This is a genomic window from Arthrobacter sp. Y3223065 (assembly GCF_059090885.1).
In genome coordinates, this window is sequence record NZ_JBNHGC010000004.1 from 56,115 (window position 1) to 72,116 (window position 16,002).

General features: G+C 69.2%; 18 protein-coding genes. 3 read left to right on the forward strand and 15 right to left on the reverse strand.

Annotated features, from left to right (window positions below; genetic code table 11):
- Positions 1 to 151 precede the first annotated feature (151 nt).
- The gene (locus AC5RUK_RS12040; protein ID WP_494152311.1) at positions 152 to 1,066 is read left to right on the forward strand and encodes an RNA-guided endonuclease InsQ/TnpB family protein; all 915 of its coding nucleotides are present in this window, start codon (positions 152 to 154) and stop codon (positions 1,064 to 1,066) included.
- A gap of 32 nt (positions 1,067 to 1,098) precedes the next feature.
- Here AC5RUK_RS12040 and AC5RUK_RS12045 read toward each other — a convergent pair whose 3' ends face one another.
- The 8 genes from AC5RUK_RS12045 to AC5RUK_RS12080 form a co-directional block, all read right to left on the reverse strand.
- Entirely contained in the window at positions 1,099 to 1,527 is a 429-nt protein-coding gene (locus AC5RUK_RS12045) for a molybdenum cofactor biosynthesis protein MoaE (protein WP_494107917.1), read from the reverse strand.
- A gap of 57 nt (positions 1,528 to 1,584) precedes the next feature.
- The gene (locus tag AC5RUK_RS12050) at positions 1,585 to 2,076 is read right to left on the reverse strand and encodes a MogA/MoaB family molybdenum cofactor biosynthesis protein (protein WP_494152312.1); all 492 of its coding nucleotides are present in this window, start codon (positions 2,074 to 2,076) and stop codon (positions 1,585 to 1,587) included.
- Positions 2,073 to 2,549 carry a cyclic pyranopterin monophosphate synthase MoaC gene (gene moaC / locus AC5RUK_RS12055; protein ID WP_494107919.1) on the reverse strand — a complete coding sequence of 159 codons (477 nt, stop codon included), beginning with the start codon at positions 2,547 to 2,549 and terminating at the stop codon, positions 2,073 to 2,075. The genes AC5RUK_RS12050 and moaC overlap by 4 nt, the downstream gene beginning before the upstream one ends.
- Positions 2,546 to 3,757, reverse strand: coding sequence for a molybdopterin molybdotransferase MoeA (locus AC5RUK_RS12060; protein WP_494152313.1), 1,212 nt, complete (start codon positions 3,755 to 3,757; stop codon positions 2,546 to 2,548). The genes moaC and AC5RUK_RS12060 overlap by 4 nt, the downstream gene beginning before the upstream one ends.
- Before the next feature lie 121 nt (positions 3,758 to 3,878).
- Positions 3,879 to 4,931 carry a sulfate/molybdate ABC transporter ATP-binding protein gene (locus AC5RUK_RS12065; RefSeq protein ID WP_494152314.1) on the reverse strand — a complete coding sequence of 351 codons (1,053 nt, stop codon included), beginning with the start codon at positions 4,929 to 4,931 and terminating at the stop codon, positions 3,879 to 3,881.
- The gene (locus AC5RUK_RS12070) at positions 4,928 to 5,740 is read right to left on the reverse strand and encodes an ABC transporter permease (protein WP_493988171.1); all 813 of its coding nucleotides are present in this window, start codon (positions 5,738 to 5,740) and stop codon (positions 4,928 to 4,930) included. The genes AC5RUK_RS12065 and AC5RUK_RS12070 overlap by 4 nt, the downstream gene beginning before the upstream one ends.
- 74 nt (positions 5,741 to 5,814) lie before the next feature.
- The gene (gene modA, locus AC5RUK_RS12075) at positions 5,815 to 6,606 is read right to left on the reverse strand and encodes a molybdate ABC transporter substrate-binding protein (protein ID WP_494152315.1); all 792 of its coding nucleotides are present in this window, start codon (positions 6,604 to 6,606) and stop codon (positions 5,815 to 5,817) included.
- Between the two features lies 1 nt (position 6,607).
- The gene (locus AC5RUK_RS12080) at positions 6,608 to 7,012 is read right to left on the reverse strand and encodes a TOBE domain-containing protein (protein WP_494152316.1); all 405 of its coding nucleotides are present in this window, start codon (positions 7,010 to 7,012) and stop codon (positions 6,608 to 6,610) included.
- 113 nt (positions 7,013 to 7,125) lie between these two features.
- Here AC5RUK_RS12080 and moaA point away from each other — a divergent pair, with 113 nt between their 5' ends.
- Both moaA and AC5RUK_RS12090 read left to right on the forward strand, forming a co-directional pair.
- Entirely contained in the window at positions 7,126 to 8,229 is a 1,104-nt protein-coding gene (gene moaA / locus AC5RUK_RS12085) for a GTP 3',8-cyclase MoaA (RefSeq protein WP_493988168.1), read from the forward strand.
- Positions 8,230 to 8,568 carry a MoaD/ThiS family protein gene (locus AC5RUK_RS12090; protein WP_494152317.1) on the forward strand — a complete coding sequence of 113 codons (339 nt, stop codon included), beginning with the start codon at positions 8,230 to 8,232 and terminating at the stop codon, positions 8,566 to 8,568. It abuts the gene before it with no gap.
- A gap of 51 nt (positions 8,569 to 8,619) precedes the next feature.
- Here the strand turns inward: AC5RUK_RS12090 and AC5RUK_RS12095 are convergent, their stop codons facing one another.
- From AC5RUK_RS12095 to truB, 7 genes are all read right to left on the reverse strand, one after another.
- Positions 8,620 to 9,993: a M16 family metallopeptidase gene (locus AC5RUK_RS12095; protein ID WP_493988166.1), complete on the reverse strand. Its 1,374-nt coding sequence runs from the start codon at positions 9,991 to 9,993 to the stop codon at positions 8,620 to 8,622.
- Between the two features lie 2 nt (positions 9,994 to 9,995).
- Positions 9,996 to 12,239, reverse strand: a complete 2,244-nt coding sequence (locus tag AC5RUK_RS12100; RefSeq protein ID WP_494152442.1) for a polyribonucleotide nucleotidyltransferase — start codon at positions 12,237 to 12,239, stop codon at positions 9,996 to 9,998.
- 317 nt (positions 12,240 to 12,556) lie between these two features.
- Entirely contained in the window at positions 12,557 to 12,826 is a 270-nt protein-coding gene (gene rpsO, locus AC5RUK_RS12105) for a 30S ribosomal protein S15 (protein WP_493968104.1), read from the reverse strand.
- A 163-nt stretch (positions 12,827 to 12,989) separates the two neighbouring features.
- A complete protein-coding gene (locus AC5RUK_RS12110; protein ID WP_494152318.1) occupies positions 12,990 to 13,964 on the reverse strand; it encodes a bifunctional riboflavin kinase/FAD synthetase in 975 nt (324 codons plus the stop codon).
- A gap of 61 nt (positions 13,965 to 14,025) precedes the next feature.
- Positions 14,026 to 14,499: a hypothetical protein gene (locus tag AC5RUK_RS12115; protein WP_493988164.1), complete on the reverse strand. Its 474-nt coding sequence runs from the start codon at positions 14,497 to 14,499 to the stop codon at positions 14,026 to 14,028.
- On the reverse strand, positions 14,496 to 14,864 hold the full coding sequence (locus AC5RUK_RS12120; protein ID WP_493988249.1) for a hypothetical protein: 369 nt from the start codon (positions 14,862 to 14,864) through the stop codon (positions 14,496 to 14,498). Before AC5RUK_RS12120 ends, AC5RUK_RS12115 begins: the two co-directional genes overlap by 4 nt.
- A 2-nt stretch (positions 14,865 to 14,866) precedes the next feature.
- Positions 14,867 to 15,775, reverse strand: coding sequence for a tRNA pseudouridine(55) synthase TruB (gene truB / locus AC5RUK_RS12125; RefSeq protein ID WP_494152319.1), 909 nt, complete (start codon positions 15,773 to 15,775; stop codon positions 14,867 to 14,869).
- Between the last annotated feature and the right edge of the window lie 227 nt (positions 15,776 to 16,002).

Genomic DNA, 16,002 nt, shown 5'->3' on the forward strand with positions numbered 1-16,002 from the left:
CCGGCGCGGGCGTGGCTTGCTGAGGTGTCGGCGATTCCGCTGCAGCAAGCGCTGGCCGATGCCGACAGGGCCTACCGGAATTTCTTCAACTCCGTCACAGGCCGCCGCAAGGGTCGTCGGGTGGGTGCCCCGCGGTTCAGGTCCCGGCGGGATGGCACACAGGCGGCCCGGTTTACTGGTAACGCACGGTTCCGAGTCAAGGGCGGCTGGACCAACACGGGTCCCGGCGGGGGGCCGGCTGGCGCTGCCCAAGATCGGTGCAGTGAGGGTCGTCTGGTCCCGGCCGCTGCCTTCAGAGCCGACCAGCGTGACCCTCATCCGGGAAGCGGACGGCCGCTATTATGCCTCGTTCGTGGTCGAGGTGGCCTCGGTCCACCGCCCCGGGCCAAAGCACAAAGTGGCCGGCATCGATCTTGGCCTGGAGCACCTTGCCGCGATTGCGTACATCGACGGCACCAGTGAAAAGATTGAGAACCCGCGGCACCTGAAGAAGAAGCTTGCCAAGCTGGCCAAGGCCCAAAAAGAGCTGGCCCGCCGACAGAAGGGCTCGGCGAACCGAAAGAAGTCGCGCCGCAAGGTCGCCGTCCTCCACCGCAAGGTCCGGGAGACCCGGGCCGACCACCATCACAAACTTGCCCGCAGGATCGTTAATGAAAACCAAGTCATCGGTGCCGAAACCCTGGGCATTACGGGCTTGGCCAGGACCCGGCTGGCCAAATCCGTCCACGACGCCGGCTGGGGTATGCTCCTGCGGCTGATCGCGGAAAAAGCCACTGAGGCCGGACGCACCCTGATCAAGGCGGAACGGTCATTCCCATCCACCCGACTCTGCTCGGCGTGCGGGATCATCGGCGAAACCAAACCACTGAAGGTCAGGTCTTGGACCTGCCGATGCGGGGCAGTGCACGACCGAGACAACAACGCCGCAGTAAACCTGATGCGAGTCGCCGCAGGACATGCGGAGACCCTAAACGCCTGTGGAGGGAAGGTAAGCCCGGCGTCAGCGCCGGCCCACCCCAACGAAGCAGGAACCACCCTGCGAGCGGTCGCACATGCGCCTGCCTGAGGAATCCCCGTCACCTAGTACGGGGGAGGATGTCAATGGCCGATGCCCACCCATTCGGTGCTGCCGTCGGCGAAGTGCTGTTCCTTCCAGACCGGGACCTCTTCCTTGATCCTGTCCACCAGCTCTGAACAGGCGGCAAAGGCTTCGGCGCGGTGCGCCGAGGCGACGGCGGCGACCAGGGCCGGATCCCCGATCGCCAACGGTCCGGTGCGGTGTGCCACCCAGATCCGCACGCCGTGGTGCTCCGCGGCGATCTGCCCCGCGACCTCGGCGATCACGCGCTGGGCGCTGGGGTGGGCGGAGTAGGAAAGCGCGGTCACGGCCTGGCCGCCGTCGTGGTTGCGGACCACGCCGCTGAAGCTGACCACGGCACCGCAGTCGGCTGAATCCACCGCTGCGGCCGCCTCCCCCACGTCGATTGCTTCACCGGTCACCGCGGCATACAGCACCGTGCTGGTCATCGTTGTCCTCTCATCAGCTGCATGGTTCCAGTATCCCCTGACCGGCAGGGGCGGCGCCTAGCAGGAGTGGCCGGCGTCGGTATCGCCTTCCAGCTGCGCGCAGATATGGCCGATCAGCGGATCCAGGGCGGCCAGCCCGTCGCGCACTCCCCCGGGAGATCCGGGCAGGTTGACCACGAAGGTGGACCCGGCGGTTCCGGCCACGCCCCTGCTCAGCGCAGCCAGCGGGGTCTTGGTCCGCCCGTAGCCGCGGATGGCTTCCATCACGCCCGGCAGTTCCCGTTCCAGCGCGACGGCGGTGATTTCCGGGGTGCGGTCGTCGGCGGCCAGTCCGGTGCCTCCGCTGGTGACGATGACCCGGGGCCCGGCAGCGAGCATCTTCCGCAGCGCCTGCCGGACGGGTTCGCCGTCGGCGACGATCTGCGGGACGCCGGCGGCCAGGCCGTGTCCGGCCAGCCACTCGGAAATCAACGGCGCGCATTCGTCCTCGTAGGCGCCGGCCGCGGCGCGGGTGGAGGCAACGATGATGCCGGCGGTCCTGGCGCTCACAGCGCCCAGTCCCCGCTCTTGCCCCCGGATTTGGCCAGCACCTTGATGTCGGAGATGACCGCGTGCTTGTCCACGGCCTTGATCATGTCGTACAGGCTCAGCGCTGCCACCGAGGCGGAGGTCAGTGCCTCCATTTCCACGCCGGTGACCGATCGCGTCTTCACCGTCGCCTCGATCCGCACGGACTCCGCGGCCGGGAAAAAGTCGACGGTGACCTTGCTGATCGGCAGCGGATGGCACAGCGGGATCAGCTGCGGCGTCTGCTTGGCCGCCATGATCCCGGCCACCCGGCTGACGGCCAACGCGTCGCCCTTGGGCAGCGATCCGGCGGCCAGGAGCTCGACCACGTCGGGGCGGGTGGTGAGCACGGCCTGCGCGGTCGCCTCCCGGGTGGTTTCGTCCTTGCCGCTGACATCGACCATGTGCGCCGTGCCGTCCTCGCGGACGTGGGTCAGGCGTTCTGCTTCGCTCATAGCAGCCATATTTCCACGTCTTGGCCGGCTTCGGCGCGCTCCATCCCCACGGGCAGGTGGACCAGCGCATTGGACTGCGCCAGCGCGTGCACCAAATGGGACCCTGCCCCGCCCACCAACTGCACCCGTTCGCCGTCGTAACGGCCGCGCCGCACCTGGTGTTTGGCGGCGGGCGACTCCGCGGCTTCCGCCAGCGGGGCGCGCAGCACCGTCCGCGGTGCGGGGGCTCCCAGCACGGCCGTCAGCGCGGGCCGCAGGAACATCTCGAACGAGACCAGGCAACTGACCGGGTTGCCCGGGAAGGCCAGGAAGACCGCGTCACCGATCCGGCCGGCGCCCTGCGGTCCGCCCGGCTGCATCGCCACCGAGCCGAAAGCCACCCCTTCGGGCTCGAGCGCCTGCCGGACCACTTCGAAGGCGCCCTTGGAGATTCCGCCGGAGGTCAGCACGAGGTCGGCGCCGTGGCGGCGCAGGTCGTCGTCGAGCCGGCGGCGGAACTCCGGCGCCGAGTCGGCCAGGATCCGGCTCAACACCACCTCGCAGCCGGCCTCCCGCAGCGATGCCGCCACCATGGTGTTGTTGGCATCGTAGATCTGCCCGGCCTCCAACCGTGTGCCGGCGGCCACCACCTCGTCGCCCGTGCTCAGCAGCAGCACCCGCAGCCGCGGCCGCACCTCGGCGGAGGCCAGGCCGAGCGCGGCGAGCAGGCCCAGTTGCGGCGCCCTCAGCACCGTTCCGGCCGCCAGCGCGACGTCGCCGGCGGCAATATCGCTGCCGGCCGGGCGGACAAACCGGCCGGCCGGGGTTTCCGGCAGCGTGACCGTGCCCCCCTCGCCCTCGGCCAGGAAGGCGTCCGGCACGGCTTCCTCGATCGGCACGACGGCGTCGGCCCCCTCGGGCAGCATGGCCCCCGTCATGATCGGTGCGGCCGCGTTCGGCGGCAGCGCCGGGGCGGCATGCCCGGCGGGAATCGCCGCCGCCACGGCGAGCTCGGCGCCGCCGGCGGTCTCCGCGCTGCGGACCGCGTAGCCGTCCATCTGCGAGTTCGCGAAGGGCGGCAAGCTCATCGGCGCGGCTACATCGGCGGCCAGCACCCGCCCGAGGGCTGAGGCCAGTGCCACCGTCTCGCTCCCGGCGAGGCAGCCCCGTGCCGCGTGACGGAGCAGTTCCTCGACGTCGGCGCAATGCCCGGCAACGCTCTGTGCCACTGGCCCTCCTTGTCGCAGGCGGAACCGGCGGCCGTTTATGCCGGGGGTTTGTGCCGCCGCTGGTACATGTTCTGGTGCCATCCTAGGGGACGACCGCGGACGGCCCCGCCGGACGGGACTGTCAGCGCCGGTAGATCGCCACCTCGGCCGCCTTAACCACAAAGTGCACGCGTTCCCCCGGCGCCAGCGTGAGGTCGGATACCGCGGCGGGCGTGACCTCGGCCGCCAGCCAGCCGGCCCTGACCGTGACCAGGCCGCCGTGGGGCACCAGTTCGGTCACGGTGGCCGCCACGGAGTTGCGCGGGCTTCCGGCCGGCGGGTCCGGGAACAGCGCCACCGAGGCAGGGCGGAACACCGCCGCCGCCGGCTCCCCGGGACGCAGCCCGGTTTCGGCCTCGCCGCTCCAGTGCGTCCCGTCGGCGCCGACCAGCCCGGTCTCCGTGGCGGTGCCGGTGACGAAATTCAGGCCGGTCATGCCGGCGGCGAAGGCACTGCGCGGCCGGGCAAACACCTCGCGGACCGGCCCCTGCTCGACGATCCGCCCGCCGTCCATGACCACCACCCGGTCGGCCAGCAGCAGGGCATCCAGCGCGTCATGGGTGACGATGACGGCGCTGCGCCCTGCCAGGACCCTGCGGAGCAGCCTGCGCAGGGCCGGCGCCGCCGTGATATCGAGGGCGGACATCGGCTCGTCAAACAGCAGCAGCGAGGGGTCGGCCGCCAGCGCACGGGCCACCGCGACGCGCTGCGCCTGGCCCCCGGAAAGCTCGGCCGGCCGGCGGTCAGCCAGCCCGGAGGCGTCCAGTTCCGCCAGCCAATGCCGGGCGGCCTTGCGGGCTTCGGCCCGGGAGGCTCCCCGGCTGCGCAGCCCGTAGGCGACATTGGCCTCGACGCCCAGATGCGGAAACAACAGCGGTTCCTGCGCCAGCAGGCCGACGCCGCGGGCATGGGCAGGCACCCAGCGGTCCGGCTGCGGCTGCCCGGCGCTGAACAGCACCTTGCCGTCCAGTTCCGCCCGGCCCCAGGCGGGACGCAGCAGCCCGGACACCACGCCCAGCAGGGTGGACTTGCCGGCGCCGTTCGGGCCGAGCACGGCGACGGTTTCTGCGTCCGCAACGCCGAAGTCCGCCTCGAAGCCCCGGGACGGCAGCCGCGCGGTCAGTTCCAGGCTCACCGGACACCCGCCGCCCAGGCCGGGCCGGTCCTGCGGTGGACCAGCATCACCACGGCGACGGCGACCACCACCAGCACGAGCGACAGCGCCACCGCGGCATCGGCATCGGTTTCCCGCTGCAGGTAGATTTCCAGCGGGAGCGTGCGCGTGACTCCCTCCAGGCTTCCGGCAAAAGTCAGCGTGGCTCCGAACTCGCCCAGGCACCGGGCGAAGGACAGCACCGCCCCGGAGAGCAGCCCCGGCAGCACCAGCGGCAGTGTCACCGTGCGCAGGACCCGGGACGGCCGGGCGCCCAGCGTTGCCGCGACCGCTTCATACCTGGTGCCCGCCGTGCGCAGCGCACCTTCGAGGCTGAGCACCAGGAAGGGCAGTGCCACGAATGACTGCGCGAGCACCACGGCGGTGGTGGAGAAGGCGATCTCGACGCCGACCATTTCGAAGGTGCCGCCGAGCAGGCCGCGTCGCCCGAACGTATACAGCAGCGCCAGACCGCCGACGACGGGCGGCAGCACCAGGGGCAACAGCACCAGCGACCGGACCACCTGCTGGCCCGGGAACCTGCTGCGCGCCAACACCAGCGCCATCGGGACGCCCAGGACGATGCATAAGGCCGTGCTGGCCGCGGCCGTCCGCAGGCTCAGGCCCAGCGCGGCCAGCGACGACTCGGAGGTGACGAGCCGGGGAAACTCCAGCCAGTTCACCCGCGCCGCCATCCCGGCCAGCGGCAGCAGGACGAAGGCAGCGCCGGCTGCAGCCAGCGGATACACCCAGTAAGGCACCGGGGCGCGCACCGCCGTCGTCGTATTCATAGTCTCCCGTTCGTTCCGAAGGTTGTCCGCAATCCCGGCCGGCACCCTCGTCATGCCCGGGTGCGGGGCAGCGGCTACGGCGGGCCGAATCCGGCTGCGGCCAGGGCCCGTTGGCCGGTGCTCCCGGTGACGAAATCCATGAAGGCGTCGGCTGCCGCAGGGTTGTCCGCCCCCTTCAGGCTGACGATCGGGTAGGCGTTGACCGCCTGCCCGGCTTCCGCGATGGGAATGCCGCCGACCTTGCCCCCGGCGCCCTGCACGTCCGTCGCATACACCAGGCCGGCATCGGCCTGGCCGGAGAGCACCTTGCCCAGGACGTCGGTGACCGACTGCTCTTCGCTGACCGCCGGAATGTCCACGCCGGCGGCGCGCTGGACGGTGGCGGCCGCGGCGCCGCAGGGAACCCGGGGTGCGCACAGGACGGTTTTCACCCCGGGATCGGCCAGGTCGTGCAGCGAAGCGACGCCGGCAGGGTTTCGGGCCGGCACCGCGATCTGCAGCACGTTGGTGGCGAAGGCCGCCGGCGGGCCGTCGTTCAATCCCTGCCCGGCAACCAAATCCATGGTTGCCCGGTCGGCCGGCGCGAAGATATCCGCCGGGGCCCCCGCGAGGATCTGGGCGGCGAGGTCGGAAGAACCGGCGCTGTTCAGGCGCACGTCCACCCCGGGGTGGTCGGCCTCGAACTCGTTGGCCAGGCCGGAAAAGACGGAGTGCAGCGACGCCGCCGCGAAGACGGTGACTGTGCCGTCCAGCCCGGAACCGTCCGCCGCCCCCGGTCCTGACGGCGCCGGCGCCGCGCACGCGCTGCCGGCGAGGACGCAGGCGACGGCCGCCGCCGGGCCGGCCAGGCGCTGCCAGTACGCCACCTCAGCTCGTCCCCGACGGGGTCTCGACCACGACCATGGTCGCCTTGACCGAAGCCACCGCCACCGAGCCCGGTTCGATGCCGAGGTCACGGACGGCTTCGGCGCTCATCAAAGACACCACCCGGTGCGGGCCGCACTGCAGCTCCACCTGGGCCATCACCGCGTCCAGCCGGATATCCGTCACGATCCCCACGAAGCGGTTGCGGGCCGAGCTGCCGATCCCGGTGGGATCCTCCGGCAGCGCCGATTGCTCCCGGGCCACGGCGGCCAGCTCCGCGCCGTCCACCGTCGCCCGGCCGGAGGCGTCCCGGTGCTTGGCCAGGATGCCCGCGTCAATCCAGCGGCGGAGGGTATCGTCGCTGACCCCCAGGAAGCGCGCAGCATCCGAGATGCGTATCTGCGTCATGTGAAGCAGTATAGTTCCGCAAATGCGGAAATTGACACGTTCGGGTTGCGCCCGGTTGCGCACCCGCCGCAGCCATCCCGCATCAGCCGGCCTCCGCCGGGTACCCTCGAGGTATGAGTGTTGATCTGGGAATGCCGCAGGTTCCGGGCGGGGCCGCGTCCGCCGCGGCTCCGGCGCGCCCAGCAGGGACCGGCCCGGCGCTGGTGGACCGCTTTGGCCGGGTGGCAACCGACCTGCGGATCTCGCTGACCGACAAGTGCAATCTCCGCTGCACCTATTGCATGCCGGCCGAAGGCCTGGACTGGCTGGCCAAGGAACAGGTCCTCAGCGACGACGAGGTGGTCCGACTGGTCCGGATCGCCGTCGGGCAGCTGGGGGTGCGCGAGCTGCGCCTGACCGGCGGCGAACCCCTGGTCCGTGCGGGACTGATGGACATCATCGCTGCCGTCCGGAACAACCACCCCGACCTGCCGGTGTCGCTGACCACCAACGCCCTCGGACTGGAGAAGAAGGCCGCCGCCCTGAAGGCGGCCGGCCTGACGCGGATCAACGTCTCGCTGGACTCGCTGCATCCGGAAACGTTCGCGCAGCTGACCCGCCGCCCGTTTTTGGACCGGGTGCTCGCCGGCATCGAAGCCGCCGACGCGGCCGGCCTGGGTTTGCTGAAAATCAACGCGGTGCTGATGCGCGGCATCAACGACGCCGAGGCGCCCGCGCTGCTGGACTGGGCGGTGGAACGGGGCTACGAGCTGAGGTTCATCGAGCAGATGCCGCTGGACGCCGACCACGGCTGGACCCGGCAGAACATGCTGTCGGCCGCCGAGATCCGTGACCTGCTGGAGCCGGCCTTCCTGCTCTCCCCGGACCCGCGCGAACGCGACGGCGCCCCGGCGGAACGGTGGGAAGTGCGACGGCGGAACCACCCCGACGTCGTCGCCGGCACCGTGGGGATCATCGCCTCCGTGACGGAACCGTTCTGTGCCGATTGCCGCCGCACCCGGGTCACGGCCGAGGGCAAGGTACGCTCCTGCCTGTTCTCGCACGAGGAAACGGACCTGCTGGCCCTCCTGCGCTCCGGTGCGGACGACGACGCGGTGGCGGAGCGGTGGCGGAATGCGATGTGGGCCAAACCGAAAGCCCACGGTATGGATCATGCAGGTCTGGGCGGCACGGACTTCGTCCAGCCGGACCGGACCATGAGTGCGATAGGCGGATAGATGATCATCCGGTATTTCGGTGCGGCGCAGGCCGCCGCCGGCGTCGAGGAGGAATTCCTGCAGCTGCCCGATGGCAGCACGCTGGACACGGTGCTGCGCGAAGTCCTTGCCCGCCACAGCCCGGTGGCGTCGCACGAAACCGTGCCGGCCGGTGCCGGGGCCGGGGCCGGCGGTGCGCTTCCGACGGCTGCTGCACCGGGCAGATCGTCCACTCCGTCGATGGAGTCGGTCCTCGCCCGGAGCAGTTTCCTGCGCAACGAGGTGGCGTGGAAGGACCGGCAGGCACCGCTGGCGGCAGACGACGTGATTGACATCCTGCCCCCGTTTGCCGGCGGCTGACCGCCGCCTCCCCTATCCACGGGGCCGGGCTATCCCCGGGCCGGCGCGGGCCTACCGGCCGAAATCCGCCGCCGAGTCGAAGGGTCCGACGACGGTAACAACGCGGGGCGCCGCGGCCAGTTCGCCGGCGAGCTCCCGGACCTGCCCGGCGGTGACGGCCTCGATCCGGGCGAGCGACTCATCGATGTCCAAAAACTCCCCGGACACCAGTTCGGCGCGGCCCAACCGAGACATCCGCGAACCGCTGTCTTCCAGGGCCATCACGATGCCGCCCGAAAGCTGGCCAACGGCCCGGCGCAGCTCGTCGGCGGAGACGCCGTCGGCCGCCAGCCGGTCGAGTTCGGCACCGAGCAGGTCGATGACCTGGCCGGTTTTGGCCGGCGAACATCCGGCATACATGCCGAAGTAGCCCGCATCGGCGTATGCGCCGGAAAACGAATAGGTGGCGTAGGCCAGGCCGCGTTTCTCCCGGATTTCCTGGAAGAGCCGGGAGGACATGCCGCCGCCCAGCACGGCGTTGAGCACGCTCATGACAAAGCGGCGCTCGTCGGTGGCGTTGATCGACGGGCAGCCCATGACGATGTTCGCCTGCTCGACCGGGCGGCGGTGCACGTAGGTGCCGGCGACGGGGGCGATGGCCGCAGCCGCTGTCTCCCGCCGGGGCACCGGAACCGCGCCGGCCTCGAGGTGCCAGCCGGCCGACTCGAGGGCGGCGAGCACCTGGGCGCACACGGCGTCGTGGTCCAGGCCGCCGGCAGCGGTGACCACCAGCTCGTCCGGCCGGTAGTAGCGCTGGTAGTGGGCCCAGACGGAGTCGCGGGCGACCGCTTTGATCGCCTCCGGCGTGCCGCCGATCGGCCGGCCCAGGGGGTGTCCGCCGAGCACCGCCTCCACGAATTTTTCGTGGCACACGTCCGCGGGATCGTCATTGTCCATGGCGATCTCTTCGAGGATGACCCCGCGTTCCTGTTCAAGCTCCTGCGGGTCAAGGACCGCGGAGGTGATCATGTCCGCAATCACGTCGATCGCCATCGGCAGGTCCGAATCCAGGACGCGGGCGTAGTAGCAGGTGCTTTCCTTGGCCGTGGCCGCATTGGATTCACCGCCGACCTCGTCGAAGGCGGAGGCGATGTCCAGCGCCGTCCGGCGTCTGGTGCCTTTGAAGAGCAGGTGCTCCAAAAAGTGGGTCGAGCCGTGTTGGCCCGCGGCTTCATCCCGCGAGCCAACACCAACCCAGAATCCGATCGTCGCCGACCGCTGGCCCGGCATTGCTTCGGTCAGCACCCGCACTCCCCCGGGCAGCACCGAGCGGCGCACGATGGCGCCGCCCGGTTCGCCGTGGACCAGCGTGGGGTCCGACCCGCCGAGCTCGGTGGCGTCGGCATGCTGCATGCTGCCGACCAGCGGCAGGGCGACGACGGTCATACTTACTCGGCCACGGCCTCTTCGGCCGAAGCCTCGTCGGCTGCGGCCTCCTCGGCCACGACCGGTGCGAGCGACAGCTTGCCGCGGTCGTCGATCTTGGTGATCTCGACCTGGACCTTCTGGCCCACCGAGACGACGTCGTCGACGTTGTCCACGCGCTTGCCGCCGGCCAGCTTGCGCAGCTCGGAGATGTGCAGCAGGCCGTCCTTGCCCGGGGTCAGCGACACGAACGCACCGAAGGTGGTGGTCTTCACGACCGTGCCCAGGTACCGCTCGCCCACCTCGGGGATCTGCGGGTTGGCGATCGCGTTGACGGCCGCGCGGGCGGCTTCGGCGGCAGCACCGTCGGTCGCGCCGATCAGCACGGTGCCGTCGTCCTCGATGGAGATGTCCGCGCCGGTGTCTTCCTGGATCTGGTTAATCATCTTGCCCTTGGGGCCGATGACCTCGCCGATCTTGTCCACCGGGATCTTGACCGAAATGATCCGCGGGGCGTATTCGCTCATCTCGTCCGGCTGGTCGATTGCGGCATTGATCACGCCGAGGATGTGCAGCCGTGCCTCACGGGCCTGCTTCAGTGCGGCGGCCAGGACGGACGCCGGGATGCCGTCGAGCTTGGTGTCGAGCTGGATGGCGGTGACGAACTCCGAGGTACCGGCGACCTTGAAGTCCATGTCGCCCATCGCGTCCTCGGCGCCCAGGATGTCGGTGAGCGCCGCGTAGCGGGTTTCGCCGTCGACCTGGTCGGAGACGAGTCCCATGGCGATGCCGGCCACCGGAGCCTTCAGCGGCACACCGGCGTTGAGCAGGGACAGCGTGGAAGCGCAGACCGAGCCCATGGAGGTGGAGCCGTTGGAGCTCAGCGCCTCGGAGACCTGGCGGATGGCGTACGGGAACTCTTCACGCGAAGGCAGCACCGGCACCAGGGCGCGCTCGGCCAGCGCGCCGTGGCCGATTTCACGGCGCTTGGGCGAGCCCACGCGGCCGGTCTCACCGGTGGAGTAAGGCGGGAAGTTGTAGTTGTGCATGTAGCGCTTGCGCGTTACCGGCGACAGCGAATCGATCTGCTGCTCCATCTTCAGCATGTTCAGCGTGGTGACGCCCAGGATCTGGGTTTCGCCGCGCTCGAAGATGGCCGATCCGTGGACGCGGGGCAGGACCTCGACCTCGGCGGTCAGCTTGCGGATGTCGCTCAGCCCGCGGCCGTCGATGCGCACCTGCTCGGTGAGGATCCGCTGGCGGACAATCTTCTTGGTCACGGCGTTGAAGGCTGCGGAGATTTCCTTCTCGCGGCCGGCGAATTCCGCCGTCTCGGTGCCGGACAGCTGCGCCAGGACCTCGGCCTTGAAGGCGTCTGCGGCATCGTTGCGCTCCTGCTTGTCGCCGATCGAGAAGATTTCCGTCAGCTTGGCGGCTGCGGCGGACTCCACGGCGGCGAAGGCATCGTCCTCGTAGTCCTTGAAGATCGGGAATTCGACGGTCGGCTTGGCGGCGCGCGCAGCCAGATCGGACTGGGCCTCGCACAGCGCCCGGATGAACGGCTTGGCGGCCTCGAGGCCCTCGGCCACGACCTCTTCGGTGGGGGCGGTGGCGCCCTCTTCCTTGATCAGGTTCCAGGCGTTATCGGTCGCCTCGGCCTCGACCATCATGATGGCGATGTCGTTGCCGGCGGCAACGCGGCCGGCCACCACCATGCTGAACACGGCGCGCTCCAGTTCGGAGTGCTTGGGGAAGGCCACCCACTGGCCGTCCACCAGTGCCACGCGGACGCCGCCGATCGGGCCGGAGAACGGCAGGCCGCTCAGCTGGGTGGACATGGAAGAGGCGTTGATCGCGACGACGTCGTACATGACGTCCGGGTTGATTGCCAACACGGTCACCACAACCTGGACCTCGTTGCGCAGCCCCTTGACGAAGGCTGGGCGCAGCGGGCGGTCCATCAGGCGGCAGGCCAGGATCGCTTCGGTGGACGGGCGGCCTTCGCGGCGGAAGAACGAGCCCGGGATGCGGCCGGCGGCGTACATCCGCTCTTCCACGTCGACGGTCAGCGGGAAGAAGTCAAAGCCTTCACGCGGGGACTTGCCCGCCGTGGTGGCGGAGAGCAGTGCGGTGTCTTCGTCGATGTAGACCATCGCCGAGCCGGCCGCCTGCTGGGCCACGCGGCCGGTTTCAAACCGGACTACGCGCTGGCCGAACCGACCGTTGTCAATGACGGCTTCTGAGTACTGGATTTCGGGACCCTCCAAGAGAGCCACCTCCGTTTCTTCGAGTGTGCGGAGGCTGCCGGTATCTGCCCAAACCTGCCAGGCCGCTTCACGGCCAGCCTGCCTGTACGCCACCCGGTCTTCGATCGAGACCTACGGGCTGCCCTGGGGGGCGTCCCGGAAGCCACTACCGAGGACCGCGAATGCCGCGATACCGAGAGTCTCCAGTTGATGTAATTATCGGCCGCCGGTCTCCCGCCGGCCGTGGTCCTGCCGCGCCGGAAACCGGCGCGGTAGGAAAAAGGCGGCTCTCCTGTCCCCTTGTCGCAGTGGACGAAAAGAGCCGCCTCGTTCACGTGCTAGCGGCGCAGGCCGAGGCGCTCGATGAGCGAACGGTAGCGCGTGATGTCGGTGTCACGCAGGTAGGTGAGCATGCGACGACGGCGGCCGACCAGGGCCATGAGGCCGCGGCGGGTGTGGTGGTCGTGCTTGTGCATCTTCAGGTGTTCCGTCAGGTCGGAGATGCGACGGGACAGAACAGCGATCTGTACCTCGGGAGAACCCGTGTCGCCCTCGTGCGTGGCGTATTCCTTGATGATTTCCTGCTTGAGCGCGGCGTCTAATGCCACAGTAACTCCTAGAAGTTGTGCCGTGAGGCCCGAGTCAGCACTTCGCTGCCGGGGGCTCCGTATTTTGCGCCAGCCGCCAGAGGCTTGCCGGCAGCAGAGCACGGAGGGATACAGCCGCCACGGACCGCAGCCGAATCCACCGGCAAGTTTACCTGTTGCGGGCTCAGTCTGTCGAAAGCAGGCTTCGGGTACGCACAACGTCGTCGCGCATTTGGGCGATCAGCGCCTCCGGGCCGGTGTAGGCCACCATGCCGCGCAAGCGTTCCACGAACTCGACCACCACCTGCTGGCCGTAGAGATCGAAGTCGTCCGTGTCCTCCTGCGGCCGGTCGATGACGTGCGCCTCGACCCGGCGGCTGGCCCCCTCGAACGTCGGATTCGAGCCCACCGAGATGGCGGCCGGCCACCTGGTCCCGTGCTGGTCCACCAGCCAGCCGGCGTAAACGCCGTCGCCGGGGATCATGCCCGTTGCATGTTTGGACAGGTTCGCGGTGGGAAAACCCAGTTCGCGGCCGCGGGCGTCGCCGTGCACCACTTCGCCGCGCATCCGGTGGTTGCGTCCGAGCACCTCCGCCGCCGTGGCGACATCCCCGGCGGCGAGGGCTTCGCGGACCCAGGACGACGAGTAACGCCGGCCGCTGCCGGCGGCATCGTGTTCCGCATCGGTTTCATATTCGTCGACGACCTCGACCGTGAAGCCGAACTGGCGCCCCAGTTCCTGCATGGTGTTCAGGTCGCCGGCGTTGTTCTTTCCGAACCGGGTGTCGTGGCCGATCACCACGGCGGTGGCGCCGAGGGCCTCCACGAAGACCTTGCGGACGAACTCCTCCGGCGTTTCTCCGGCCAGTTCCAGCGTGTAGGTCATCATCAGCAGCCCGTCCAGGCCGCTGGCCTCCAACGCCTCGACCCGGTCCTGAAGTCCCATGATCAGCTGCGGGGCGGCGTCCGGTCGATGGACCTGGGAAGGATGCGGGTCGAAAGAAATCGCCACCGCCCGTGTCCCCCGGGCGGATGCGGTCTCCACCAGGCGGCGCAGCACCTGCTGGTGTCCGCGGTGGACGCCGTCGAAGTTTCCCAGTGTCACCACTGACGGACCATAGCCGCGGGGTACGTCGGCCAGGTCTTTCCAGTAGTGCACAGTAAACTCCTCGTCGATCGGGCCTTCAGCGGGTGCGGCCCCGTTGCCGGGACCCCTTCCATTATGGACGATCTTCGGAGGGCTTCAGGCCCGCCGCCGGCCGGTGCCGCCAGAGCCACCACAGTCCGATGATCGGCAGCAGCAGGGGAATGTATCCGTACCCCTTGCCGAAGCCTGACCACACCGTGTCCTGCGGAAGCAACTGAGGATCCAGCACGCTCAGCAGCCCGACGGCCAGCACACCCACGAGTTCGATGCTCACGGCGGCCACGGACAGCCAGTAGGAACGGGTGCCGGACTTGGCCAGCGTGATGGTCGCAAGGATATACACGACGGCGGCGAAGGCGGAAAGCAGGTACGCCACCGGCGCTTCTGCGAACTTGGTTGCTATCTGGTAGCCAGCCCGGGCGCTGGCGGAGAGCGCGAAGACTCCGTAGACCGCTACCAGGAGCCGCCCGGGACCGGTGGCGCGGCCGGCGGCGGCGTTCACGTCCCGGGTCTGCCTGGCCCGTTGTTGTTCCTGGCCGGATTTCATACGGCGATTGCTCCGTCCCAAATTTGTTCCATTCTCACCAGCATGACGAATACCGTGATTCCTGCGGCCCCCAGCACCAGGTTGCTCCACCGGCTGCGGTCCATGATGGACCACCAGAAGGCAGCGACCGGAACCAGCAGTGCGGTAATCAGGTAGCCCCAGAATTCCCAGGTTTCCCCGGTGACAGCCTCACCGGAAGCCTGTCTGATGATACCGGCCACCCCGTAGACCAGCAGAAACAGCTCCACCGCCGCGACCGAGAGAATCGTGACGTCGTTGGGCCCGTACTTCAGGATGGCGGCCACCACGCAGACGACCGCAGCAAGCAGGGTGACCACCGCGCCGGCAATGAAGAAACCGTCAATGATCACTGTGCTTCTGCCTCGTTTCCCGGTGCGAACACCAGCAGGGGTTTGGCTTGAGAACCGTTGTCTTCCAGCAGCGCTACCAGCGAACCGCCCGGCGCGAACGCCGCCGTCGCGCCAGGCTCTCCCCCGGCGGAAATGCGCCGGCCGTGCGAGACGTCGTCGGCTTCCGTGGCGCTGAGTTCCCGGACCGGAAACAACACCCTGGCGGCATCGTCCAAAGCCGTCATCTGCAGGTCTTCGGCCAGTTCATCCAGTGTGGCGGCGTCCTCGATCCGGAACGGACCTACACGGGTCCGGCGCAGGGCCGTCAGATGTCCGCCGACGCCCAGCCGCTGTCCGAGATCGCGGGCCAGGGCCCGGATGTAGGTTCCCGACGAACATTCGACGGTGACGTCGACGTCCTGCACTTTGCCGCCCCGGCCGCGCCGTATGCCGTGGACCTCGAACCTGTGGATCGTCACCGGGCGGGCCGCCAACACCACTTCCTGTCCGGAGCGGACGCGGGCATAGGACCGCTGACCGTTGACCTTGATGGCGGAGACACTGCTCGGCACCTGCAGGATGTCCCCGGTCAGCCCGGCGATCCCGTCCCTGATCTGCTGTTCCGTCACGGCCGCGGCGATGGTTTCCCCGGTGACGTCGCCCTCGGCGTCGTCGGTCACCGTCGACTGGCCCAGCCGGATGGTCGCGTCATACGTCTTGGGGGCGCCGACGATGTAGGTCAGCAGCCGGGTGGCTTTATTGACGCCGACCACCAGCACGCCCGTGGCCATGGGATCCAAGGTGCCGGCGTGGCCGACCTTCCGCGTTCCGGCCAGGCGGCGCATGCGGCCGACGACGTCGTGGCTGGTCCACCCCTGCGGCTTGTCGACGAGTATCAATCCGGAACGGAGCAGGCCAGAAGTCACGCTTTTCAGTATATGGCGTCCCGGTGCGCGGCCGGTCGGGGCTTAAAGCGTGCATCGTTGACAGCCTCCGCGGGCTGCAATATTTTGAGCTAATCGCGTGCCGTCGATGCGGCCTTACGAGGGATTTCAGCAGGCCACCGGCACAGTCGCCTATTCGGCATCACTAGCCCTTGTTCCTTCGGTCACTCCATCGACCTGCGGGTCGTCCGGTGCCCTGCGGCTCTCTT

Coding starts and splice junctions, on each gene's coding strand:
- AC5RUK_RS12040 (WP_494152311.1), top strand. CDS start 152: ATGGCACACAGGCGGCCCGGTTTACTGGTAACGCACGGTTCCGAGTCA.
- AC5RUK_RS12045 (WP_494107917.1), bottom strand. CDS start 1,527: ATGACCAGCACGGTGCTGTATGCCGCGGTGACCGGTGAAGCAATCGAC.
- moaC (WP_494107919.1), bottom strand. CDS start 2,549: ATGAGCGAAGCAGAACGCCTGACCCACGTCCGCGAGGACGGCACGGCG.
- AC5RUK_RS12070 (WP_493988171.1), bottom strand. CDS start 5,740: ATGAATACGACGACGGCGGTGCGCGCCCCGGTGCCTTACTGGGTGTAT.
- AC5RUK_RS12080 (WP_494152316.1), bottom strand. CDS start 7,012: ATGACGCAGATACGCATCTCGGATGCTGCGCGCTTCCTGGGGGTCAGC.
- moaA (WP_493988168.1), top strand. CDS start 7,126: ATGAGTGTTGATCTGGGAATGCCGCAGGTTCCGGGCGGGGCCGCGTCC.
- AC5RUK_RS12090 (WP_494152317.1), top strand. CDS start 8,230: ATGATCATCCGGTATTTCGGTGCGGCGCAGGCCGCCGCCGGCGTCGAG.
- AC5RUK_RS12095 (WP_493988166.1), bottom strand. CDS start 9,993: ATGACCGTCGTCGCCCTGCCGCTGGTCGGCAGCATGCAGCATGCCGAC.
- AC5RUK_RS12115 (WP_493988164.1), bottom strand. CDS start 14,499: ATGAAATCCGGCCAGGAACAACAACGGGCCAGGCAGACCCGGGACGTG.